Origin of the sequence: Helicobacter apodemus (assembly GCF_003097575.1) — a bacterium.
Classification (GTDB): domain Bacteria; phylum Campylobacterota; class Campylobacteria; order Campylobacterales; family Helicobacteraceae; genus Helicobacter_D; species Helicobacter_D apodemus.
The window spans coordinates 1,584,256-1,606,019 of the sequence record NZ_CP021886.1 but is presented as its reverse complement, the minus strand read 5'-3'; the positions used below and the strand labels follow the sequence as shown (position 1 = coordinate 1,606,019).

The following is a 21,764-nucleotide window of genomic DNA, read 5'->3' as shown; positions in this document are numbered from 1 at the left end:
GTGAAATCTTAGAGTTTTACCCCCTCTAAGAGCAAATAAAGCTGATATTTCGCATTTATTAAAATATTTCAATAGTGGAGTTTTAATGTTTAAGCTTACAAAAATGTATGAGGAGGTGGATAAATGGACTTAATACTAAAAAGGGAATTCTTTACCTTTTACCCTTAAAATAACAAAAGGTAAGTCAAAGGCTTTTACTAGATTTAGCTAAAGTCTTAGAATGAGCTATTACAAGGAAATTTTATTTTTGCTTTTGCCTTTGTTTTTCTTGAAATTCTCTTTTTAATCTAGGTATTACTAAGAAGTAGAATCTTAAATACCCTCCTTTATACCAATTTTTATCCGCTTCTATAAGCATTTCTCCAAGCTTATAAGTAAAGCATTGTTTTTCTTTTAAAGCTTCCTTGTAATCTGCATAGGATTCCAGTTTAGGAAGCTTGGCGGCGGGATTTTTCGTAAGGTTTTTTTGGTATTTCTCTTGCTCCATTTTATGTTGAGCTTTTAGATAGCTAAGAGCATAGGGCATTCTGATATATCCTAAGAGGCTTTTAGAGTTTAGGATTAAGCAACTTCCTAATTTATAGGCTAGATGATTTTTTGCCCTGTTTGCAGCTCCAGTGAGTAAATGTTTTTGTGTAGGGGGATTTATATCCGGAGTGGTAAAAGTTATCTTATGGAATAATTTAGGAAATGGTGGCAAGGGGGTATTGAGGTCGCAATCTTTAAAATAAGCAAAGCGGTTTTTAGAACGGTTGCAATAGAGGCAATCATAGAGCAATTCTAGTTTTTCTAAGGCATTATCTAGGGATTGCAGCTTTGCTTCTAAGGATTTGGGAGAGAGGAATTTATCTTTTTGGTAAATATAGTAAAAATCATTTGTTTCTCTTTGGGCATGGAGTGTAGTTTGCTCTTGTGTCCAAAGCTCATATACTGGATCATCGCGTACCCAAAATCTATGTTCTTTGATACATAGTGCGGGATTTCCTGCATAAATGCTATTAGATTCTTTTATGCCACCAATCACGCTTTTAGCCCCTATAATACTACCGCTTGGGATAAATGCACCCTTAAGTATTGCACTCTCTTGTCCACACCAAATGTGGTCTCCTATATAAATGCTTTTGCTAAAATTTGTTCTTTGGAAATTATTAGAATCAAAAATCAAATGATGATCGCAAGTGTTAAGCCAAATACTCCACGAAAACATACAATCATTCCCAATAATGATATGTTTGCTCTCATAGACTTTAATACTTACACCATTAAAAGTAGAATCATCACCAATATAGCAAACTCCATTTGTGGTAGTTGTTATCGTGCCATTGAAGCGGATATTATTTCCAATGAAAACTAAGCTATTATTGCCATAAAAAGTGATATTGATGTTATAACTAACCCCTGCGAAATATAAAATATTATGAGAGCCTACAAAATTTACTTTGTGATTCTTTTGTTGGTTTAAATCTCCATAGATAATATTATGCTTTTCTTTGAGAGTTTTTTGCATTTTTTAACCTAGAAAATAAAAATTAAATCCTATTTCTACTCTTTTTATAATTAAAAAGTCCTAAATTTACCTTGTTGTGTTTTAAAGCGATAAAGGATAGATTTTTGCAAAATTTAAGAGGTTTGAAATGACACAACGCGATCTTGCAGGTAGATTAGATATTAATGTGAAAACTTTGAGGAAGTGGAAAAAAGATCGCCCAAAGGTTTATAGACTCTTGATGATTGGCTTAAAGGCAGAAAACGCACTGGTAAGCTTCAAAGAAAACATTGAAGCATTAGAGCAGTTAATCCAAAGTCAAGAGGGAGAGGAATGTGCAATAAACATTAATGATTTGGAAAAATAAATACCCCTAAAAACTCTTTAGATTCTAAACTTAAAGTTTATGTGTAGAATCTAAAACCTTTGCAAAGCTAAAAAGATAGCCTTAATATTTAATAAAGGATAAGATAATCTAAACTTCCTTAAGGATTCTAATATTTTAAAACTTCAATCAGGGATTACCTTTATTAAACCATAGCACAAGTTAATTGCATTTTATGCCTAAGTGCATCTAATGGTGGGCTAATCTTGTAAAAAAAGTGCTAGAGAATCGCTTAGAAAATAATCTTTTGCATAGATTTTATCGCCCCTTTTTTCAACTTTTTTTTCTTCTAAGAGTATTTTTAAATGTTTGGTTTGAGTAATTTTCTTTTCTGCCACTCCAACACAAGAGCGAAACCCTAAAAATAGAGTTTCTAGCTCTATATCTTGGGGGCTTAAAACTTCTTTGCTTTCTTTATCTTGGTTTTTTTCTTGGATATAGGTTTTTATATCTTTTTGTGTATAACTCCTTATATCATTAATGCAACTAACCGCACCTGCACCAACTCCTAAATAAGGCTTTCTCTCCCAATAATTAAGATTATGTTTGCAACGATAATCCCTTGCGTAGTTACTAACTTCATATTGATAAAATCCACAAGATTGTAAATAAGACTTAATAAAATGCCCAATGCTAGGGAATCCTTCAAACTCACCCTCTCTTTCTTGTTTGTTTTGTAAGAAAAATTTACTCCCCTCATCAATGCTTAATTGATAAGCAGAGAGGTGATTAATTGGCATTTGTGAAGCTTGTGCTAATTCTAGCTCTAAAATTTCTTTTGTGCAAAAAGGAGTGCCATAAATCAAATCTAAGCTTACATTTTCTATTCTTGCTTGTTGGATTATTTCAAAGGCTTTAGCAATGCAATCCTTTTGGTGAATCCTCTCTAGGAATTGTAGCTTTTTATCAAAGAAGCTTTGCACCCCTAGGCTTAAGCGATTAACCCCAAGACTTTTTAAACTTTTAAGCCATTGCAAAGTTAGTGAGTTAGGATTAGCTTCAATATTGACCTCACTATTATTTGAGATATAAGGTTGCAAGGTTTCAAAGATAGGTTTATAAAAACTAGAATCAATGACATTAGGCGTCCCCCACCGATATAAACAGAAGAGAATTGAGAGATTTGTAAATATTGTATTTGACGCTGCAAATGTTTATGGAGTGCTTCCATATAAGAGGTTTTGAGATGATTTTGATTGGCAGCAGAGTTAAAAGCACAATAACCACATTTGCTATCACAAAAAGGAATATGTAAATATAAAGCAACTTCCATAGCCTACCTTTAAATAAAAATGTATGCTAATGTGTTTTTGTTGAATCCCCCTTTATTTTTAAAAATTTAAGTAAATTTTCGTAATAATGTAAGAAATATTTAGGAGTTTAGGTTGTTGTTACGGGTATGGTTTTGCCTTTTGTCGCTTTTAGTAATCTTAGAAGCTAAGGGCTTAAAAGAACTTCTTTATCAATCCTCCAAAAACTCTCTTTTAGAAGCACAAGAATACCAAACAAAGGCTTTGCACTCTCAAAAACAAGCTCTTTATGCAGGCTATTTACCAAAGGTTGAAATAGGCTATGCTTATACAGAATTTAAAAATCCTGATATTTTCTATCCTAAAAATACTAATGGTGTTTATTTAGAAGCTTCTTGGTTACTCTTTGATGGGCTAAAAAGAGAGGGGAAGCTTACTAGTGTAGATTATCAAATACAATCTTCTAAATTCCAAACACAAGCAACACAAGAGCAGATTCATCTACAAATTATCCAAACTTATTTTCAAGCCCTAAGTGTAGAATCTCAAATCAATGCTTTAAAGCACCAACAAAAAGAGCTAGAAGAGAGTATTGCTAAATACCAAATACTTGTTTTTTCAGAGCTTACTTCCAAAGATACTTTAGAAGCTATTAAGGCACAATTTTCACAAAATGCTTATCAATTAGAAAGTGCTAATGTCGCTTTAAGGGCTTATAAGGAGCGTTTAAGCCTTTTAAGCGGAGTGGAAGTGGAGGATTTAAACCCTAATACGCAGTTAAAGAGCATTGAGGTTTATAAACCAAGTAGTGATACCTTTGCTTTGCAATCTAAGTTTTATCAAGTTAAAGGTATAGAAGCCACAACTTCACAATATACTTATCTCCCAACCATTACCTTTTATAATCGTTACACCAATTTTGATTATCACCATAGGAATATCCCTACACTCCCTTTTCCTTTAGCCTTGCAAGAACCTAAATACCAAAATGTGTTTAGGATTGATATTTCTATGACTATTTTTGATACCCTTGCAACTTTTAGGCAAAGGGAATCTTCTAAGTTTTTAGCATTAGCTGCAAATGCGGAATATTTTTACCAAAAGGACTTACAAAAAAGGGAGCAAGTTATCGCTAAAAATGCCCTAAATAGTGCTAAAGAAAAGATAAAATGGGCAAAATCTAGTTTGGATTCTGCAAATATTGCTTATGCCTATGCTAAAGAAAAGTTTAACGCAGAGCTTATTGATTATACCCAATACCTTAAATCCCTTTCTTTATTATTAAATGCGGAATCTTTTTATGAGGAATCCCGTTTTGATTATGAGATTAAAAAGGCAGAATTTCTCTTTAAGAATGGGGAAAAATTAAGTGATTATTTATAAGGTCTGGTTATGCGGTGGTTGAATATTTTTGTTGTTTTATTAGGGTTTTTACCTGTTGTTGGTAAAGAGAGTATAGAGAGGGGAATTTATGCAACCTTTATCGTGAGAGCTTCCCAAAGTGCTACTTTAAGCCTTGCAAGTAGTGGGATTGTAGAATCTATTTTTGTAGAGGTTGGAGATAAGGTGGAAAAAGGGGATAGGCTTTTACAGCTTAAAACAAAAGAACTTTATCAAAAGTTACAAATTGCTAAGGCTACAATGGAGGCTTTAGAACAAAAATACCAATTTATCACACACCAATATGAACGTTACCAGAAATCCCAAATGGCACTTGATAAGAACACTTTAGAAAAAATCAAAACTGAATATTACACGAGTGGTTTTGAACTAAAAAAAGCACGAGCTAATTATGCTTTGCAAAAGGAATTGCTAGATAATGCAACCCTTTATGCACCCTTTAGTGGAGTGATTGTTGCTAAAAATGTAGAAGTTGGTGAGGCTATAGGTGGCTCTCCATTGTTGGGTTTAGAAACTTTTGACAAAAAGGCTATATTAGAATTTGATTCAAAGTATTTTCAAGAAGTCAAGGTGGGAGATAAATTCATCATCTCTCTTAATGGAGAGAAGCAAGAAATACCTTTAGTGTTAAACAAGATTTATCCTAGTATTAATACAAAGAGCAAAAAAGCTATGGCGGAGGCTTTGATAATGGATGTAGAAATTCCTTCAGGGACTTTTGGTGATGGATTTATTGTGGAGTAGGAATGTCTAAAATTGCCATTGCTAGACCTATTACTACTTTGATGTTTGTTTTAGCTTTGGTGTTTTTTGGCGTGAATGCCTTAAGGAATCTTAGTATCTCCCTCTATCCTAATGTAGATGTTCCCATCATCACCATTACGACTTTTTATCCCGGGGCTAATCCAGAAATTATTGAGGGAAAAATAACCGATAAAATTGAAGAAGCCATTAGTGGTATAGAATCGCTTAAAAAAATTACTTCCCTTAGTGCGGATAGTGTTAGTGTGGTAGCGGCGGAATTTGAGCTAGAAAAACCTATTGAAATAGCGGCTAATGATGTGCGTGATAAGGTTTCAGGCGTGAGTTTTGGGAGTGAAGTAAAATCTCCTATTGTTGAGAAAGTTAATATTGGGGGAGCTCCTATTATTTCTTTGTTTATTACCCCTAAAGAGTCTTCTGCTAATACGCAAGAAACTTTAGCCTTTCATACTTATGTTAATGGAAACATTAAGCCTTTGTTGCAACGTATTAAAGGAGTGGGGAAAGTCAATCTTGTAGGGTTTTTAGAGCGAGAGATTAGAATATACCCTAATTTGGGTGCTTTAAATAAATATAATCTCTCTTTTAATGATATTGCCTATGCAGTTTCTACGCAAAATATTGAAATTGATGGTGGGAGGCTTGTTGATAAGCAAAGAGAGTGGAGGCTTGTAACAAAGGCAGATGCACAGAATATTCAAGGATTAGAGGATATTATTGTCGCTAACAACATTAAGCTTGGTGATATTGCTAGGGTTGAAGATTCTACACAAGAGGCTAGGAGCTTTTCTTCGCTTGGGTTAAAGGGTGATACTTATGAGGGTATTTTATTAGAGATTCAAAAAATCACCGGAGCTAATGAGATAGAAATTGCTAAAGCAGTGCAAGAGTTATTACCCATTTTGCAAGAGCAAAATGCAGAGTATTCCATAAAAATTGTGCGGAATACTACTTCTTATATTCAAGATAGCATTAATGCGGTGGAATTTGATTTAATCTTAGGGGCGTTTTTAGCGGTTTTTATTGTTTTTTTCTTTTTAAGGAATATAAGGATTACTTTTATTTCAAGTCTTAGTATCCCTGCTTCTATTTTGGGGACTTTTGCTTGTATGCAGCTTTTTGGAATGACTTTAAACCTCGCTACTATGATAGCCCTTACCTTAGCTATTGGTATTATTATTGATGATGCGATTGTAGTTATTGAAAATATTTATAAAAAATTAGAGCTTGGGTTATCAAAGCTAGAAGCTGCTTATGAAGGGGTAAAAGAAATTAGCTTTGCTTTAATTGCTATTTCTGCAATGCTCTTAGCGGTGTTTTTTCCTATTGCTAATCTAAGTGGTGTAGTAGGGAGGTTTTTTACTTCCTTTAGTATTACACTTGTAGCGGCTATTCTTATTTCTTATGGGGTTGTGATTACTTTTATCCCTATGCTTAGTGCTAGAATTGCTAATGCTAAAAAAAGCCTTTTTTATCACAAAAGTGAGAAATACTTTAAGGCATTAGAGATTTTATATATTCGTCTTTTGGAATGGGTTTTAGCCCGATATATTTTGGTCATTGTTGGTATTTTTAGTCTTTTTGTGGTTTCTTTGTTTTTAATTACTAGACTTGGGGTGGAGTTTCTCCCTGCAGAGGATAAGGCAGAGTTTGATATAAAAATCCTTGCAAAACCGGGAATCTCGCTAGAGGAGATGCAAAGACAAAGTTTAGAGATTCAAAAGTTTTTAGAAAATATTAAAGAAGTAGAATATAGCCTTTTAAACATTGGCTTTACATCAGAAAAAAAGGTTTATGAAGCAAAGATTTATGTGCGTTTAGTGCCTTACAATAAAAGGGAGAGGAAACAAAAGCAAATCATAGAATCTTTGCGGGATTCTTATAAGGCATTTGCTAAAAATTTTAATATCAATATTACTATTATTGAAATTCCTCAAATTAGCTTAGGAGAGGATGATTCTCCTTTTCAAATGGCAATGTATTCTTTGGATAATGAGAGTCTTAAGCAAAGTTTGCAAAAGCTTTTAGATTTTATGCAAAGTAGCGGAAAATTCCTCGATATACATACAGATATTAAGGATAAAACGCCCGAGTATAGGATTATTATTAATCGTGCAATAGCAAGTGAATATGGGTTTAGTGCTAAAGAAATTGCTCTTGTTTTAAATAATGCTTTTAGTGGAAGTGGGGCTATTTCTTATTATCGCGAAAATGGGAAAGAATATGATATTGTTTTGCTCTCCCCCCAAAAAAGTCAAATTTTAGACTTGCAGTCTCTAAGTTTGCGTAATGCTAAGGGTGAAAATGTGTTTTTAAGTGGTTTAATAGTCATAGAGGAGATTAGCGGAGTTACTTCTATTAAGCATTATGATAGGCAAAGAAGTGTGATGATTTATGCGAATTTAAGTGATGGCATTAGCCTAGGGGAAGCTACAAAGTTTGTTGAGGAGCAAAAGGGAGAGTGGTTAGATAAGGGTGTAAATTATAAAATTGAGGGTTATGCAAAATATTTAAAAGAAACTAATGCTGCTTTTATTACCGCAAGTTTGAGTGCTTTTATCCTTATTTATTTTATCTTAGCGGCTTTATATGAATCTTTACTGCAGCCTTTTATTGTTATGGTTACTTTACCCTTAAGCTTTACTGGAGCTTTTTTGGCATTATTTTTAAGCAATGAACCTTTAAGCCTTTTTAGCATTATGGGATTATTGCTTTTAATGGGATTGGTGGGGAAAAATGCGACTTTAATCATTGATGTGGCCAACCAAAAAAGAGCCGAAAAAATGGGATTAGAAGATTCTATTTTACAGGCTGGAGAATTGCGTTTGCGTCCTATTTTGATGACCACTTTTGCAATGATTTTTGGAATGTTGCCCCTTGCTTTAAGTGCAGGTGCTGGGAGTGCAATAAAATCCCCTATGGGGATTGCGATGATTGGCGGATTATCCCTTTCTATGTTTTTAAGCTTACTGATTGTGCCAGCATTTTATAAGCTTTTAGCCCCACTTGATGAAAAGATAAGGAGCTTTTATAAATAAAGATTTATTGTGCTATGTTATAACTTAAATTAGCATTTCTTGTTAAGAAGTTTTTTACAAAAAGCAAAGTAATATTTCTTGCAGTATTTAGGTAGTGAGAAATTAAGGAATTTTTATGTTTCCTATCAAAAAAAGATTAAAACTTATTGGCAGTGTTCTTGGGCTTTCTACCAATAAAACTTCTATTCTTTGCATTGATAATTTTTATAATATTTCAACCTTTTTGTTAGAAAATAAAGTCATTGATAAAACTTTACAGCTTTCAAAAAAATTAGAACCTCTGCATCATTTTAGTAAAGCTGTTGCTATCTCTTATGAAACTTCTAGGATAGTTGTTGGTTTTACTAAAAATAACGAAGGCATTGTTTTAAATGTAGGAAAAAATATCGCTCCTATTACTTCCTTAACTTGGCAAAAACTACCCATTACTAATATAGTATTCTCTCCAAAAGATAGATATATTGCTGTTGGAGGACAAGATGGAAGAGTATTAGTATATTTTGGTGAGAATTGTCAATTACTTACTAGCTTTCCCCCTGTCTCTGATGCGATTTCTTCCCTTAGGTTTAGTGAAGATGAGGAGTTATTATTTGCAGGCTCTTTTAATAAAGATACCTTTATTGTAAATTTGTTAAAGAATGTGCAAATTGCCCATATGGATTTTGATTCTGTGATTGAAGATGTAGTGTTTTATGATAATAATACAAAAATTTTTTGTGTTACTAGAGATGGCAAGACTATTACTTATGATATTTTAAAAAAGAGCATTATTAGCGAGAACTTGTTAGGCAAATATTGGCTTACTATTACTAGGAAGTTACCCAATGAGGATTTTGCTATTGTAGCAGGGAGGGATAATATTTTACGCATAATGCACCTTTCTACTAATACTTTAATAGATAGCATTATCTTAAAACACATAGGTGTTACTGCTATGTTTGTTTCTGAAAATATGCTTTATATAGGGTATAGTGATGGGGTTATTGAAATTATTGATATGGAAGAAACTAAAGAGGAAATGTTAAAAGTTTTAGAGCAGAGTGATTTAAAAGCTGCTATTAAAATTCTTCAAGAAAAAAATATTTTCTTGCAGCTTTTAAATGAATATATTACAAAAGTTGAAACATTATGGAAAGAAACTTTAGGGCGGGCTATTGATTTGTTAGCTAAGAATAATATAGAGGAAGCAACAACACTTGTAGAGCCATTTATGCGTGATAAAAAGAAAAAAGAGGAATTTGATTATTATTGGCAACAAAAAGAAAGTGTGGCAAAATTTATGGATGCTATTGAGGCAAAAAATTATGGGCAAGCTTATACATTAGCGCAGCAACATCCTTATATTCAAAATACGGTTGCTTATGGGGAATTAGAGGATTTATGGGAGAAATGTTTTACGGGGGCTAAGAAACTTCTTATTGCAGATCATAAGTTAAACCTTCCTAAGGCTCAAGCTTTGTTAAAAATCTTTGTAAATGTTAAGTCTAAAAAAGAAATGATTACTATGCTTTTAAATAATACCAGTAAATTTTTACGCGCTGAAACGGAATATAAAGCAAGGAATTATGGGGAATATTTCAAGATTTGTGAAAAATTTAGTTTTTTAAAAGAAACATCGCTTTATAAAAATGCCTTGTATATAGGGGAGCAGATTTTACAAAGAATTAATGCCTTAGAGAATCAAGCAAATTATGCTAAAGCTTTAGATCTTTGCGGATTACTTGCTTCTATGGCTCCATTTGCAAGCATTGCTAATGAGAAAATTAAAACCATTGAAAATAAAAACGCATTTATAGATCTTTGCAAAGAAAGACGACTTGTAGAGGCTTTTGCTATGATAGAAGCTAATTATGAGCTCTATTCTTTACAAGAGTCCAAAAATCTTTATGATGAATTTAAGAGCAGTGTTAAAGTGGCTTTTGAATATGCACTTAAGGGAGAGGGAGAATCTGCCCTTAATGCTTTAGCGGAGTATCTTAATGTTGAAACTTTTCGTGATAAAATTGCCTCATTGCTAAAAGTAGCTTATTTGGCAGAGTTTAAATTAAATGCCCCTAGTGCTGAGAATGAAACACAAAACATTAATTGGAGAGAAAGTTTTAGGCATTATATTGACCGCTATGGTAAAGATGAGGAATTAAAGCAAGTAGCAGAGAGTTTAGGGCTACTAGATGTGCTTGAGGGCATCTCCTATGAGGGAAATCCAAAGGGGTATTTAAATACCATAGTTGCAATCTCTTTACTTTGTATTGATAATCAACCTTTGCAATCTTATGAAATCTTGTGAAAACCAAATATAGGAATAAATAATGCAAACTTCTAATCGTTACCCTACTAGAGAAATACAAGTTGGAGGAGTAAAAATAGGTGGGAATTCACCAATTTCTGTGCAAAGTATGACTTATTCAAAGACTGCAGATATAAAAGCAACTAAAGAGCAAATTGATCGCTTAATGTTTGCAGGTTGCGATATTGTTCGTGTAGCAGTAAGTGATGAGGAGGACGCTAAAGCCCTAAAAGAATTAAAAACTTGTATCTCCCTTCCTTTAGTCGCTGATATTCATTTTCGCTATAAATTTGCACTTATTGCCGCAGAGAGTGTGGATTGCATTCGTATAAATCCCGGAAATATTGGTTCAAAAGAGAAAATAAAAGCGGTTGTGGATGCTTGTAAGCAACGAGATATACCTATTAGAATAGGGGTCAATGCGGGAAGTTTGGAGAGAGCTTTTGAAAATAAATATGGTGCTACTCCTAAGGGAATGGTGGAATCTGCACTTTATAATATCAAGCTTTTAGAGGATTTTGGTTTTAGCAATCTTAAAGTCTCCCTTAAAGCTAGTGATGTGGAGAGGACTTTAGAGGCTTATAGAATGCTTCGCCCTCTTGTGGATTATCCCTTTCATCTAGGGGTTACAGAAGCAGGAGATCTAGAATCTTCGATGATTAAAAGTTCTATGGCTCTTGGTGGGCTTTTGTTAGAGGGTATTGGCGATACTATGAGGGTTTCTATTACTGGGGAGCTAGAAAAAGAAGTGGAGGTAGCGCGTTCTATTTTGCGTTATAGTGGCAGACAAAAAGAGGGTATTACTTATATTTCTTGCCCAACTTGCGGGAGATTACAAGCGGATTTAGTGCCTTTACTCCAAGAGATTAAACAAAGAATGCCAACTATAAAAACCCCTATGCAGCTTTCTATTATGGGTTGTGCAGTGAATGCTTTGGGAGAGGCTAAACACGCTGATGTAGCTATTGCTTTTGGTAATGGAGATGGGTTAATTATCAAAAGGGGTGAGATTGTCGGTAAATATAAAGAATCTGAACTTATTGATGTGTTTATTCAAGAAGTGTTAGCCACAGAGCAAGAATTAAAAAAAATAGAGGTTTGATATTACTATTTATATTAGGTGATAGGGAGAAAAATGCTTGAAGATTTAAAGCCTCATATACAAGATTTGCGTAAATGTCTTATTAATATTACGATTGCTTTAATGGTTACTTTTAGTGTCTCTTTTTATTTTTGGGAGATTATTTTAGAATGGATGATAACACCTCTTAGTGTTGCACTCCCTAATGGTCAAGAAAGTGTTATTTTCACACAAGTAGGGGAAGCTTTTTTTACTGCTATAAAGGTGGCTTTTTTTAGTGGTTTCATTTTTGCATTGCCGGTTATTTTTTATCAAATTTGGGCTTTTGTAGCACCAGGTCTTTATGACAATGAGAAAAAAATGGTAGTCCCTTTTGTGATTTTTGGGACTTTTTTCTTTTTATGTGGTTGTGCGTTTGCGTATTATGTGGCTTTTCCTATTGGCTTTACCTATTTGATTAACTTTGGAACTCAGCTTTTTACCGCATTACCCAGTATTGGAGAGTATGTAAGCTTTTTTGCAAAGCTTATGGTAGGTTTTGGAATCTCTTTTGAACTGCCTATTATAACTTTCTTTTTAGCAAAAATTGGGTTGATTACGGATAGGACATTAAAAGAATATTTCAAATACGCCATTGTCTTTATCTTTGTATTAGCGGCTATTCTAACGCCCCCTGATATACTCTCTCAATTTTTAATGGCAATTCCTTTAACTTTGCTTTATGGACTTTCTATATTAATCGCAAAAATGGTTAATCCTTATAAGGAAGCACAAGAGTAAGGTAAATATAGTGGATGTATTATCTTTGCAAAGTTATGATTATATACTGCCTAAAGAGCTTATTGCTAAATATCCTGAAAACCCTAAAGAAAACGCTAAACTTTTAGTTTATAACCGCAGGGATAAAAGCATCATTCATAGTAATTTTTGGAATTTTGCTAGTTTTTTGCCTCAAGATACACTTTTAGTTTTTAATGATACAAAAGTTATTCCTGCTAGATTCTATGGAAAAAAGGTATTAAAAGATTCTAAAATAGGTCAGCAGGGGGCAAAGATTGAAGCACTTTTTCATAAGGAATTAGAGAGTAATTCTTATTTGCTACAATGTAAGGGGAGACTTAAAGAGGGAGCAAGAATCGCCTTTGTGGGGAATATTATTGCAGAGATTATAAAAGATAAGGGAATGGGGTTTAAAGAGGTGAGATTTTTTGAAGTGGAAGATGGGATTTTAAAGCCTTTAAAAAAAGAAAAGTTTTTTGCTTTTTTAGAGCAATATGGGCATATCCCTCTCCCTCCTTACATTAAAAGGGAAACTAAAATACAAGATAGGGAGGATTATAATGCAGTTTTTGCTAAACACCTAGGAGCTATTGCTGCTCCAACGGCTTCTTTGCATTTTAGTGAAGAAACTTTTAATGCTTTAACCCAAAACTTTAAACACACTTATGTAACCTTGCATATAGGGGCTGGAACTTTTATGGGTGTGAGTGTTGATAATATTTTAGAGCATAAAATCCATAAGGAATCTTTTTATATCTCTCAAGAAAGCCAGCAAAAAATTTCTGAAGCTACCCATATTACTGCTATTGGCACGACAGCTACTAGAGTAGTAGAATATTTTGGATTAACAGGATATGGGCGTGGAGAATGCGATTTATTTTTGCATTTACCTAATAAGCCGCTATTAACTAAAGCGCTTTTAACAAACTTTCATTTACCTAAAACTACACTTCTAATGCTTGTAGCTTCTTTTGTTGGATTAGAGGAGATGCAAAGGATTTATAAAGAGGCGATTAAAGAGCAGTATCGTTTTTATTCTTATGGCGATGGAATGTTAATATTATGAATTTAGCATTACCTTTAGAGAGCTTAGAAAAGCTAGAATCTTATAAGGAGTTTTTACAAAAATGGAATAAAATTCATAGTTTAAGTGGAGCTAGAGATTCTAAAGAGATCTTAAAGAATATAGAGGATTCTTTGTATCCTCTAAGCATTCAAACCCTTAATCTAACAGAAAAAAAGATGCTTTTTGATGTAGGAAGCGGGAATGGATTCCCAGCAGTCCCTCTTGGAATTGTCCTAAAAATACCTGTGATTTTGTGTGAGCCTAATGCTAAAAAGGCCGCTTTTTTACAAAATTTAAAAGCACAATTAGCTTTAGAGAATTTTGAAATTTTGCGTCAAAGGGTAGAGGAAACTAGGTATCATAAAAACATAGATTTCATAACCTCTAGGGCGACTTTTAAGCTTTCTTCCTTTGTAACAAAGGTTAGGCATTTAATCCATAAGGAAACTTTAATATTGCTTTATAAAGGAAGTAGGGTTCAAACTGAAATGATGGAATCTTTAGAATTTAAGCAATACCAAAGAGGCTTAAGGCATTATCTTGTATTCAAAGGAGAATCATTATGCAATGGTTATTAATCTTGGCTTTGATTGTAGGCATTTATTACTTTTTTATCCGCAAACCCCATAGAAAAGAAAGCCCTAAAAAACAAGAAGAAATTATGGTTGAATGTGAAAAATGTGGGATTTATGTCTCAAGTAAAGAGGCTATTATCCAAAGTGGTAAATATTATTGCTCTAAAGAATGTTGTTTAAAATAAAGGAAAATAATGCTTATTTTAAATCATCCTTTTATTAAGCCTTTGCAGCTTGTTTTAATAAAAAGTAAAGAGGATATTCAAAATTCTTTGCCTACAGATTTTTTGATATTAGACGAAAATTTAGAGTTAGCAAAATTTTGTTTTGAAGCTAATGTAGAGTATGCCTCTATGGTAACAGATATTACTAAGGCTTTATTGCTAGTGAATCTAGGAGCAAAGTTTTTAATGACTAGAGATTTACAAATAGCAAGAGATTTGCAGCACTTAGCAGAGACTTATCTCTTTGATTCTAAAGTTTTGTTGGTAATTAGCAAAGAAGAAGAGATTAAAGAGGCTGCAAAAAAGGGTATTGATGGAGTAATTTTTTGGAAGCTTTAGAGAGTTTTTATCCTTTTAGCTCTTTGCCTAAAGAGGAAATTTCAGCTTTAAAAGAAATTATGCGGATAAAAAGATACCAAAAAGGAGAGCTTATTCTTTATGAAGAGGAGAAAATCTCCTCTCTTTATTTTTTATTACAAGGTGAAGCAAAGATTTATAAAGTTAATCGTTTTGATGGAGAAATTTTTTTAGGGTTTTTAAAAGAAGGATTTTTGATTGATTATAAGCAAGACTTTAAGACAAAATCTTTTGCGAATGTAGAATGCAAAGTGGAATCCCTTGTCGCTTGCTTTGAAGCGGAAAAATTTAATATTCTTTTGGGGGATTATCCAAAAATCTTGCAAGTTTTCTTTAAAGAGTTATTAAAAAAGATGACTTTATATGAAGAGCTTATTCAAAGAGAATTAGTTTTTGATAGCACAGCTAAAGTAGCGTATGCTTTAAAATTTCATTTAAAGAATTTTAATATTCATAGAAAGAATGAAAGTGCGGCATTTTTGAATATTCAGCCAGAAACCCTCTCAAGAATACTCAAAAAACTTCATCGTGAAGGGATTATACAGACTAATAAAGTAGGTAAAATTGAAATTTTAGATGAAGATAAACTCCAAATGATTTTTAAACAAGATATAAGATAGCAAAAATTACGACTAGTCTATTGCAATTGGCAATTTATCATTAAAATAAATTTTCAAAACAGCCTCAAGAATACTCAAAAAACTTCATCGTGAAGGGATTATACAGACTAATAAAGTAGGTAAAATTGAAATTTTAGATGAAGATAAACTCCAAATGATTTTTAAACAAGATATAAGATAGCAAAAATTACGACTAGTCTATTGCAATTGGCAATTTATCATTAAAATAAATTTTCAAAACAGCAAGGATTTTACACATTTATCCTGCTTTAAAGAAGTTTGAAACTAATCTTGATATTTTGTGCTTTAGCGATAATCATAAGCCAAATTAGATTCTATTTTTGATAAATGGATATTTTTAAAAGCTCCATAGAGAATTAAACCTCTCTAATAAGCTTTATGGGGATAAAATTTAGAGGCTAATACTTCAAAATAGATACTGTTAGCAATCAAAGGATGCGTATCCAAAAAATGGCTTATCTTTTAAGTCATTATGCTAATTGGTGGATTAGAAAAATTTGTTGGAAAAACACAGATTCTAACTCAAGCAAAGGTTAAAGAGGTAGTAAGTATTAGTGGGGAGATTTTAACAAAATTAGAAACTGCAACTTTAAGTGAAGATATTGCCACACAATCTAGCGAGGAGTTTATTGTAGTGGCACAATTGTTAGAGGGGTTGCATAGGATTTAAAAGAAATTGAGCTTATAGAGAAGTTTAGTTTGTTTTTAACGATTCATTAATGCTAAGAGGCTTTCTTTGGGATTTTTACCTTGTATAATTAAAGCAACTTCCTTGGCAATAGGGGTATAAATATTGTGCTTTTGTGCTAGGGAATAAATTTCTTTAGCGGTATAAATCCCCTCAGCTATCTCTTGAATTTCTTTTAAAATGTTCTCTAAAGATTTACCTTCAGATAATCCAAGACCCACACGAAAATTTCTTGATAAGGTAGAATTAGAGGTTAAAAACAAATCTCCAGCTCCTGATAATCCTAAAAAAGTCTCTTCTTTAGCACCAAAGAATTGACCAAAGCGAGACATTTCTACCAATCCTCTAGCCACTAAGGAAGCCTTTGCGTTATTACCAAGCTTTAAACCCTCACAAATCCCACTAGCAATAGCAATAACATTTTTATAAGCCCCAGCAATCTCTCCGCCAATTACATCATCATTAGCATAGGGTTTGATAAAATTTGGGAATAAAGGTAGCCATTCTTTAGCGTATTCTAATTTGTAGGAATGAATATTAAGCGCACAAGGTAAGCTGTCTGAAACTTCCTTAGCAAAGCTAGGTCCTGCTAAAAAACTAGGTGTTGCTTGGGCATAAAACTTTTCAAAAATATCACTCACAAATAGCCCATTAGTAATGCCTTTTGATGCGACTAAAATCTTAGAATCTTTTGGTAAAGGAGAAGTGCTAAGCCAAGAGGGCAGAACATTAGAGGATATTGCAACGATGAAAAAATCACTTTTTTGTGCTTCTTCTTGAGTGATTTGATAAGGGAGATTAAGGTTTTTTCTTGAGATGATAAAAGTCTCATTTTTATGCCTAAAAGCAGAGGCTAAAGCTCTCCCCCAAGCACCACCTCCAAATACACTAATTGTTGCCATGATTGTCCTTATTGCTTTTATAGAAGAATTTTAATAAAAATATATTAAAATCTTACTTCATCGTGATTTTGTTAATAAAGAGTGCAAATGGCATTAGAAAATATCAAAGAAAAGTTAAATAGACTTAATCTTTCCCCCTCTTTTGGTGTTATTATTAAAGTTGAGCAAGGATTCTTATTAGCTAATGGCTTATCCCCTAGCATTGGTGATATTGTAAAAATCGTTAATGAAGATAATAATGCTACCATAGGGATGGTAAGTGCTTTAGAGGAGAGCAGTTTTAAAATCACGCCCTTTTCTTTTGTTGAAGGCACTAAGGTTGGAGATAAGGTGTATCTTAATACTAAAGGATTACAAATCCCTGTTGGGAATGAGCTTTTAGGGAGGGTAATTAATCCTTTAGGAGAACCTATTGATGGCAAGGGAGAATTAAGAGCAGAGGGTTCTATGCCTATTATTCGCCCTCCTATTGCTGCTATGAAGCGAGGAATGATTGATGAGGTTTTTAATGTAGGGGTTAAAAGTATTGATGGGCTTTTAACCTGTGGAAAAGGACAAAAGCTTGGAATATTTGCCGGAAGTGGAGTTGGAAAATCTACTTTAATGGGGATGATAGTAAGGGGTGCAAGTGCTAAGATTAAAGTGGTTGCCCTAATTGGTGAGCGAGGAAGGGAAGTCCCAGAATTTGTAGAGAAAAATTTAGGGGGAGACTTAACTAATACCGTTTTAGTGGTAGCTACAAGCGATGACTCTCCTTTAATGCGTAAATATGGTGCATTTGCCGCAATGAGTATTGCAGAATATTTCAAAAATAAGGGTGAAGATGTGCTTTTTATGATGGATTCTGTAACGCGTTTTGCTATGGCACAAAGAGAGATTGGATTAGCCTTAGGTGAGCCACCTACAAGTAAAGGATATCCACCCTCTGTTTTAACATTATTGCCACAACTTATGGAAAGAGCAGGGAAAGAAAATAATCAAGGCTCTATTACCGCATACTTCACGGTTTTAGTAGAGGGGGATGATATGAGTGATCCTATTGCCGATCAAAGTCGTAGTATTTTAGATGGGCATATCCTCTTAGATAGAAACTTGACAGATTTTGGTATTTATCCCCCTATTAATATTTTAAATTCCGCTTCAAGATTAATGAATGATATTGCCACACAAGAACACATACAAGCAGCAAGGAAGTTTAGGAGATTTTATTCTTTGTTAAAAGAAAATGAAGTTCTAATCCGTATTGGTGCTTACCAAACGGGAAGTGATAAAGAATTAGATGAAGCCATTAGCAAAAAAGAGGGAATGGAAAATTATTTAAAGCAAGATCATAATGAGGTGTTTAGCTATGAGGCAAGTATTAATGAGCTTATTACGCTTATGCAATAGTTAAATAGATAAGGGAATAAAAAGCTGCGGTATATTAGAGAGCTTAATACTTAGGCTCTCTGCATCTGTTAGGGATGACCAAATGGATTTTTTGGTATTTTTAAGCGGGAGGATTTGTAGAATCTGTTTTTCTCTATTAAGCCAAAATATTGGGTTTATCGTATTAGAGCGTAAAATTTCTATTTTTTTATCAAAGATTTTTGCAGTATGTTCATAATAGTTAATGGCTTCTTTGTGGTAGTTTCCATCAGGATCAAAATCATAAAGTTTTATTTGTAAGCCTATTTGCGTTGAAAAATCAAAAACCACAGAGGAGATTTTTTCGGCTTCTTCTGTGTTTTTTGGGATAATAACAACACTAGTTTTAAGGCTATCTAAGGCGGTATTGTTAAGTTTAAGTAGAGGAATCCCTAGACTAAAGAGAAAAGTTTGGTATTTTTTTAAAAGGGAGCTTTCTAGCAAAATTAATCCAATATTTTTAACTTTTTTATCTTTTTGAATAATTTTTATAAGCGAATTTTCATAAAATTCTACACCCCAAGCAATATTGTCTTTATTTAAGGCAGGATTGTTTTTTAAAGATTCAAGCTTTTCAAAAGAATTAGCGTTAAAAAAACACAAATACAATCGTTTATTTTTAAACTTATTAAAAAGCCATAAGGTTTGTTGAATGCAAGAATCTAGGTATTGGCAATGGAGCATATCAATATATAAAACAATATCTTTCCCAAAAGGTGTGGGGAATTGCCCTACTTCTTCTTTGATTCGGCAGTAAATATCCCAAAGTGTTGTTGGATCACCGACTAAAAGCAAAGAATCATTAGGGAGTATGGTAGTAGAGTATTTTGGTAAGATGAGTTCATTAGAGCGATAAATCGCTGCAATTTTCCATTTTTTTTGCTTTATAATACTAAAAGGACGATAAGCATAAGGGCTACCAAAGGGAACATTAACTTGCATAATTTCACCCTCTTGGAGTCCGATATTTTTTGCTATCCTTGGAGTGTTTGGAAAGTTTTCAAAGAGTTTTGCACTTAAAAAGGCTGCTTCATTAATCATTATAAGGTGATTATCCTCTTCATCTAAAGGTATTTTGCCTAAGAGGTGAATTTGGATATTTTTGCTAAATTTACGAATAATTGTGTAAATAATGGCTCTTTCTTGAACTTGGTCTGTAATGATGTAGCAATCTGTGATTTGGGGCGTTAAAATCTCTTTTAATCGGTGCGAAGAGCAAGGGTCAAATTGGTAAGTCTCATTATGTTTTGAATGAGCGGGCAAAAGTTCTTTATCTAAAGAGACAAAGATATAAGAGTTTTTATCAAAATGCTTATGAGTAAGGGTAGCTACAAATTCTTTTGCTACAATTCCATCTAAAATTAAAAGCACTTTTCTCATTCTTAAGCCTTATCAAAAAATCTTGAAAATGTAGCAAAAAAAGGTTAAAAATGGAATTTAATTTACAGCAAGTCTGTGGTAACGCTAGAGCTGGAATGTTAAAATTAGCCCACGGAGAAGTTCTAACACCTATTTTTATGCCTGTTGGGACACAAGCAAGTGTAAAAGCTTTAGACTTTATGGATTTATTAGCCCTAAAAGCCCCCATTATTTTAGCTAATACTTATCATCTTTATTTGCGTCCTAATGATGAAGTTATTAAGCAATTAGGAGGATTGCATAATTTTAGTAAATTCCCTAAAAACTTTTTAACCGATAGTGGAGGATTTCAAGCTTTTAGCCTCTCTAATAATGTTAAAGTTTCTAATGAGGGAATTTTGTTTAAAAGCCATATTGATGGGAGCAAGCATTTTTTTACCCCCAAGAAAGTCTTAGATATTCAATACAATTTAAATAGTGATATTATGATGGTTTTAGATGATTTAGTGGGTTTGCCAGCCCCAAGAGAGAGGATTTTAGAATCTATTAATAAAACAAGTCTTTGGGCAGAAGAATCTATTCAATACCATAATTTTAAGAAATACCAAGCACAGGAGGAAGGGAGAGCGTTTAATAATCATATTTTTGCTATTAATCAAGGGGGAGTTGATAGGGAGTTAAGAGAAATAAGTGCAAAAGATTTAGGTTCAATGGGGGATTTTGATGGATATGCCATTGGAGGGTTGGCTGTTGGGGAATCTAATGCAATGATGTATGAAACGCTAGAATTTACACTTCCATTTTTGCCAAAAGATAAACCGCGTTATTTAATGGGAGTTGGAACACCTAGAGATATTATAGAAGCTATTGCAAGGGGCGTGGATATGTTTGATTGTGTGATGCCAACAAGAAATGCAAGGAATGGGACTCTTTTTACTAGTGAGGGAAAGATTGCTATTAAATCTACCAGGTTTAAGCTTGATACAAAACCATTAGATGAAGAATGTTTTTGTTATACTTGCACCAATCATACAAGGGCTTATTTACACCACCTTTTTAGAGCGGGAGAAATGAGCTATTTTCGATTAGCAAGTATTCATAATTTAGCTTATTATTTAAGCTTAGCAAAGAATGCTAGAGAAGCTATTTTTCAAGGCAGGTTTGAAGAGTTTTATAAAAAGGTTGTAGAAATTTATTAAATATATTTCAAAGCATAAACATAAATATGGTATAATAATAAACATTAATTGTTTGCCTACATAAGGCTTTAAGGCTTTAAGGCTTTAAGGCTTTAAGGCTTTAAGGCTTTAAGGCTTTAAGGCTTTAAGGCTTTAAGGCTTTAAGGCTTTAATACATTAATACATTAATACATTAATACATTATTGAATTTTACAAGGATTACTTATGGTAGAGTGGAGTCCAGATTATAGCATTAAGAATCATCATCTTGATGCTCAACACCAAGAATTGATGAAATATGTAGGTTTAGCAAAAGTTATTATTAATATGGAGCCTGCCGTTAAGGAAGCTAAATTAAAACTATTGATTTCAAAACTTCTAATTTATGCAAAAGAGCATATAAAAGATGAAGAAGAGTATATGAAACGTATTAATTATCCCTTTTTTAAGGAGCATCGTGCTTCTCATATGGTTTTTATGAAAAATCTTAAAGCAGTTGTTTCTAACTTTAATGATATTGACAAAACGAGTGTAAAACTTTTTGAATTTCTTGATCATTGGCTTTTAAAACATATATTAGAAGAAGATAAGAGAATAGAATCTTTTCGGAATTGTTTAACAGAGATTAATGAATTGCCTTATAACTTGCAACAAAAGACAAAAATATTAGATGAAGCATATGATATTTCTAATGAGGTTAAGCACCGCTATATTTGCCTTTGCCATTTAAAAGTTCATGAGGTTTGTGATACTTTAGATAAAGAATTACAAAGAGAGCATTCTTATATTTGTTGCACTACTTGTAAAAATCCCATTATTAAGCTTGATACTGAATTAGAAAAAGATGAAAACAAATTTGATGATTTACTAAAACAATATTATATTGAATAAGAAAA

Annotated in this window: 21 protein-coding genes; 17 read left to right on the top strand and 4 right to left on the bottom strand. The window is 33.0% G+C overall.

Translation table 11 applies throughout. From position 1 onward, the window contains the following. Positions 1-241: 241 nt before the first annotated feature. Entirely contained in the window at positions 242-1,507 is a 1,266-nt protein-coding gene (locus CDV25_RS07935) for an acyltransferase (protein ID WP_108911489.1), read from the bottom strand. 127 nt (positions 1,508-1,634) lie between these two features. On the opposite strand from CDV25_RS07935, the gene CDV25_RS07930 reads away from it, so the two are divergent. Next, positions 1,635-1,853 carry a transcriptional regulator gene (locus tag CDV25_RS07930; protein WP_108911488.1) on the top strand — a complete coding sequence of 73 codons (219 nt, stop codon included), beginning with the start codon at positions 1,635-1,637 and terminating at the stop codon, positions 1,851-1,853. 218 nt (positions 1,854-2,071) lie between these two features. Here the strand turns inward: CDV25_RS07930 and hemW are convergent, their stop codons facing one another. Next, positions 2,072-2,911 (bottom strand): radical SAM family heme chaperone HemW, encoded by an 840-nt coding sequence (hemW, locus tag CDV25_RS07925; RefSeq protein ID WP_239056348.1) that lies wholly within the window; start codon positions 2,909-2,911, stop codon positions 2,072-2,074. A 345-nt stretch (positions 2,912-3,256) separates the two neighbouring features. Here hemW and CDV25_RS07920 point away from each other — a divergent pair, with 345 nt between their 5' ends. The 13 genes from CDV25_RS07920 (at position 3,257) to CDV25_RS07860 (ending at position 16,003) form a co-directional block, all read left to right on the top strand. Continuing rightward, entirely contained in the window at positions 3,257-4,504 is a 1,248-nt protein-coding gene (locus CDV25_RS07920; RefSeq protein ID WP_108911487.1) for a TolC family protein, read from the top strand. 9 nt (positions 4,505-4,513) lie between these two features. Continuing rightward, on the top strand, positions 4,514-5,266 hold the full coding sequence (locus CDV25_RS07915) for an efflux RND transporter periplasmic adaptor subunit (protein WP_108911486.1): 753 nt from the start codon (positions 4,514-4,516) through the stop codon (positions 5,264-5,266). A 2-nt stretch (positions 5,267-5,268) separates the two neighbouring features. Beyond that, positions 5,269-8,322 carry an efflux RND transporter permease subunit gene (locus tag CDV25_RS07910; protein ID WP_108911485.1) on the top strand — a complete coding sequence of 1,018 codons (3,054 nt, stop codon included), beginning with the start codon at positions 5,269-5,271 and terminating at the stop codon, positions 8,320-8,322. Positions 8,323-8,437: 115 nt separating this feature from the next. After that, positions 8,438-10,609, top strand: coding sequence for a WD40 repeat domain-containing protein (locus CDV25_RS07905; protein ID WP_108911484.1), 2,172 nt, complete (start codon positions 8,438-8,440; stop codon positions 10,607-10,609). Between the two features lie 22 nt (positions 10,610-10,631). After that, positions 10,632-11,711, top strand: a complete 1,080-nt coding sequence (gene ispG, locus CDV25_RS07900; RefSeq protein WP_108911483.1) for a flavodoxin-dependent (E)-4-hydroxy-3-methylbut-2-enyl-diphosphate synthase — start codon at positions 10,632-10,634, stop codon at positions 11,709-11,711. Between the two features lie 33 nt (positions 11,712-11,744). Further along, on the top strand, positions 11,745-12,470 hold the full coding sequence (tatC, locus tag CDV25_RS07895; RefSeq protein WP_108911482.1) for a twin-arginine translocase subunit TatC: 726 nt from the start codon (positions 11,745-11,747) through the stop codon (positions 12,468-12,470). A 10-nt stretch (positions 12,471-12,480) separates the two neighbouring features. Next, a complete protein-coding gene (gene queA, locus CDV25_RS07890; protein WP_108911481.1) occupies positions 12,481-13,536 on the top strand; it encodes a tRNA preQ1(34) S-adenosylmethionine ribosyltransferase-isomerase QueA in 1,056 nt (351 codons plus the stop codon). After that, the gene (rsmG, locus tag CDV25_RS07885) at positions 13,533-14,114 is read left to right on the top strand and encodes a 16S rRNA (guanine(527)-N(7))-methyltransferase RsmG (protein WP_108911480.1); all 582 of its coding nucleotides are present in this window, start codon (positions 13,533-13,535) and stop codon (positions 14,112-14,114) included. Before queA ends, rsmG begins: the two co-directional genes overlap by 4 nt. Continuing rightward, positions 14,099-14,296, top strand: a complete 198-nt coding sequence (locus CDV25_RS07880; RefSeq protein WP_194145564.1) for a PP0621 family protein — start codon at positions 14,099-14,101, stop codon at positions 14,294-14,296. The genes rsmG and CDV25_RS07880 overlap by 16 nt, the downstream gene beginning before the upstream one ends. A gap of 9 nt (positions 14,297-14,305) precedes the next feature. Further along, the gene (locus CDV25_RS07875) at positions 14,306-14,674 is read left to right on the top strand and encodes a hypothetical protein (protein WP_108911479.1); all 369 of its coding nucleotides are present in this window, start codon (positions 14,306-14,308) and stop codon (positions 14,672-14,674) included. Next, positions 14,662-15,312: a Crp/Fnr family transcriptional regulator gene (locus CDV25_RS07870; RefSeq protein WP_239056347.1), complete on the top strand. Its 651-nt coding sequence runs from the start codon at positions 14,662-14,664 to the stop codon at positions 15,310-15,312. Before CDV25_RS07875 ends, CDV25_RS07870 begins: the two co-directional genes overlap by 13 nt. 49 nt (positions 15,313-15,361) lie before the next feature. Beyond that, positions 15,362-15,493, top strand: coding sequence for a helix-turn-helix domain-containing protein (locus tag CDV25_RS10945; protein ID WP_432805897.1), 132 nt, complete (start codon positions 15,362-15,364; stop codon positions 15,491-15,493). Positions 15,494-15,805: 312 nt separating this feature from the next. Continuing rightward, on the top strand, positions 15,806-16,003 hold the full coding sequence (locus CDV25_RS07860; protein WP_108911478.1) for a hypothetical protein: 198 nt from the start codon (positions 15,806-15,808) through the stop codon (positions 16,001-16,003). Between the two features lie 35 nt (positions 16,004-16,038). Here the strand turns inward: CDV25_RS07860 and CDV25_RS07855 are convergent, their stop codons facing one another. Continuing rightward, positions 16,039-16,923 carry an NAD(P)H-dependent glycerol-3-phosphate dehydrogenase gene (locus tag CDV25_RS07855; protein WP_108911477.1) on the bottom strand — a complete coding sequence of 295 codons (885 nt, stop codon included), beginning with the start codon at positions 16,921-16,923 and terminating at the stop codon, positions 16,039-16,041. Positions 16,924-17,010: 87 nt separating this feature from the next. On the opposite strand from CDV25_RS07855, the gene fliI reads away from it, so the two are divergent. Beyond that, complete coding sequence (gene fliI / locus CDV25_RS07850) at positions 17,011-18,312, top strand: flagellar protein export ATPase FliI (protein WP_108911476.1); 1,302 nt, start codon at positions 17,011-17,013, stop codon at positions 18,310-18,312. Here the strand turns inward: fliI and CDV25_RS07845 are convergent, their stop codons facing one another. After that, on the bottom strand, positions 18,313-19,710 hold the full coding sequence (locus CDV25_RS07845) for a hypothetical protein (protein WP_108911475.1): 1,398 nt from the start codon (positions 19,708-19,710) through the stop codon (positions 18,313-18,315). It lies immediately after the preceding gene. Positions 19,711-19,760: 50 nt separating this feature from the next. Between CDV25_RS07845 and tgt the strand changes: the two genes are divergently transcribed. Continuing rightward, positions 19,761-20,888, top strand: coding sequence for a tRNA guanosine(34) transglycosylase Tgt (tgt, locus tag CDV25_RS07840; RefSeq protein ID WP_108911474.1), 1,128 nt, complete (start codon positions 19,761-19,763; stop codon positions 20,886-20,888). A 205-nt stretch (positions 20,889-21,093) separates the two neighbouring features. Continuing rightward, a complete protein-coding gene (locus CDV25_RS07835) occupies positions 21,094-21,759 on the top strand; it encodes a bacteriohemerythrin (protein ID WP_108911473.1) in 666 nt (221 codons plus the stop codon). Positions 21,760-21,764: the final 5 nt, after the last annotated feature.

What these genes read in the sequence shown, in the direction of transcription:
- CDV25_RS07935 (WP_108911489.1), bottom strand. Translation starts at nt 1,507, where the DNA reads ATGCAAAAAACTCTCAAAGAAAAGCATAATATTATCTATGGAGATTTA.
- CDV25_RS07930 (WP_108911488.1), top strand. Translation starts at nt 1,635, where the DNA reads ATGACACAACGCGATCTTGCAGGTAGATTAGATATTAATGTGAAAACT.
- CDV25_RS07915 (WP_108911486.1), top strand. Translation starts at nt 4,514, where the DNA reads ATGCGGTGGTTGAATATTTTTGTTGTTTTATTAGGGTTTTTACCTGTT.
- CDV25_RS07910 (WP_108911485.1), top strand. Translation starts at nt 5,269, where the DNA reads ATGTCTAAAATTGCCATTGCTAGACCTATTACTACTTTGATGTTTGTT.
- CDV25_RS07905 (WP_108911484.1), top strand. Translation starts at nt 8,438, where the DNA reads ATGTTTCCTATCAAAAAAAGATTAAAACTTATTGGCAGTGTTCTTGGG.
- ispG (WP_108911483.1), top strand. Translation starts at nt 10,632, where the DNA reads ATGCAAACTTCTAATCGTTACCCTACTAGAGAAATACAAGTTGGAGGA.
- tatC (WP_108911482.1), top strand. Translation starts at nt 11,745, where the DNA reads ATGCTTGAAGATTTAAAGCCTCATATACAAGATTTGCGTAAATGTCTT.
- rsmG (WP_108911480.1), top strand. Translation starts at nt 13,533, where the DNA reads ATGAATTTAGCATTACCTTTAGAGAGCTTAGAAAAGCTAGAATCTTAT.
- CDV25_RS07880 (WP_194145564.1), top strand. Translation starts at nt 14,099, where the DNA reads ATGCAATGGTTATTAATCTTGGCTTTGATTGTAGGCATTTATTACTTT.
- CDV25_RS07875 (WP_108911479.1), top strand. Translation starts at nt 14,306, where the DNA reads ATGCTTATTTTAAATCATCCTTTTATTAAGCCTTTGCAGCTTGTTTTA.
- CDV25_RS07860 (WP_108911478.1), top strand. Translation starts at nt 15,806, where the DNA reads ATGCTAATTGGTGGATTAGAAAAATTTGTTGGAAAAACACAGATTCTA.
- CDV25_RS07855 (WP_108911477.1), bottom strand. Translation starts at nt 16,923, where the DNA reads ATGGCAACAATTAGTGTATTTGGAGGTGGTGCTTGGGGGAGAGCTTTA.
- fliI (WP_108911476.1), top strand. Translation starts at nt 17,011, where the DNA reads ATGGCATTAGAAAATATCAAAGAAAAGTTAAATAGACTTAATCTTTCC.
- CDV25_RS07845 (WP_108911475.1), bottom strand. Translation starts at nt 19,710, where the DNA reads ATGAGAAAAGTGCTTTTAATTTTAGATGGAATTGTAGCAAAAGAATTT.
- tgt (WP_108911474.1), top strand. Translation starts at nt 19,761, where the DNA reads ATGGAATTTAATTTACAGCAAGTCTGTGGTAACGCTAGAGCTGGAATG.
- CDV25_RS07835 (WP_108911473.1), top strand. Translation starts at nt 21,094, where the DNA reads ATGGTAGAGTGGAGTCCAGATTATAGCATTAAGAATCATCATCTTGAT.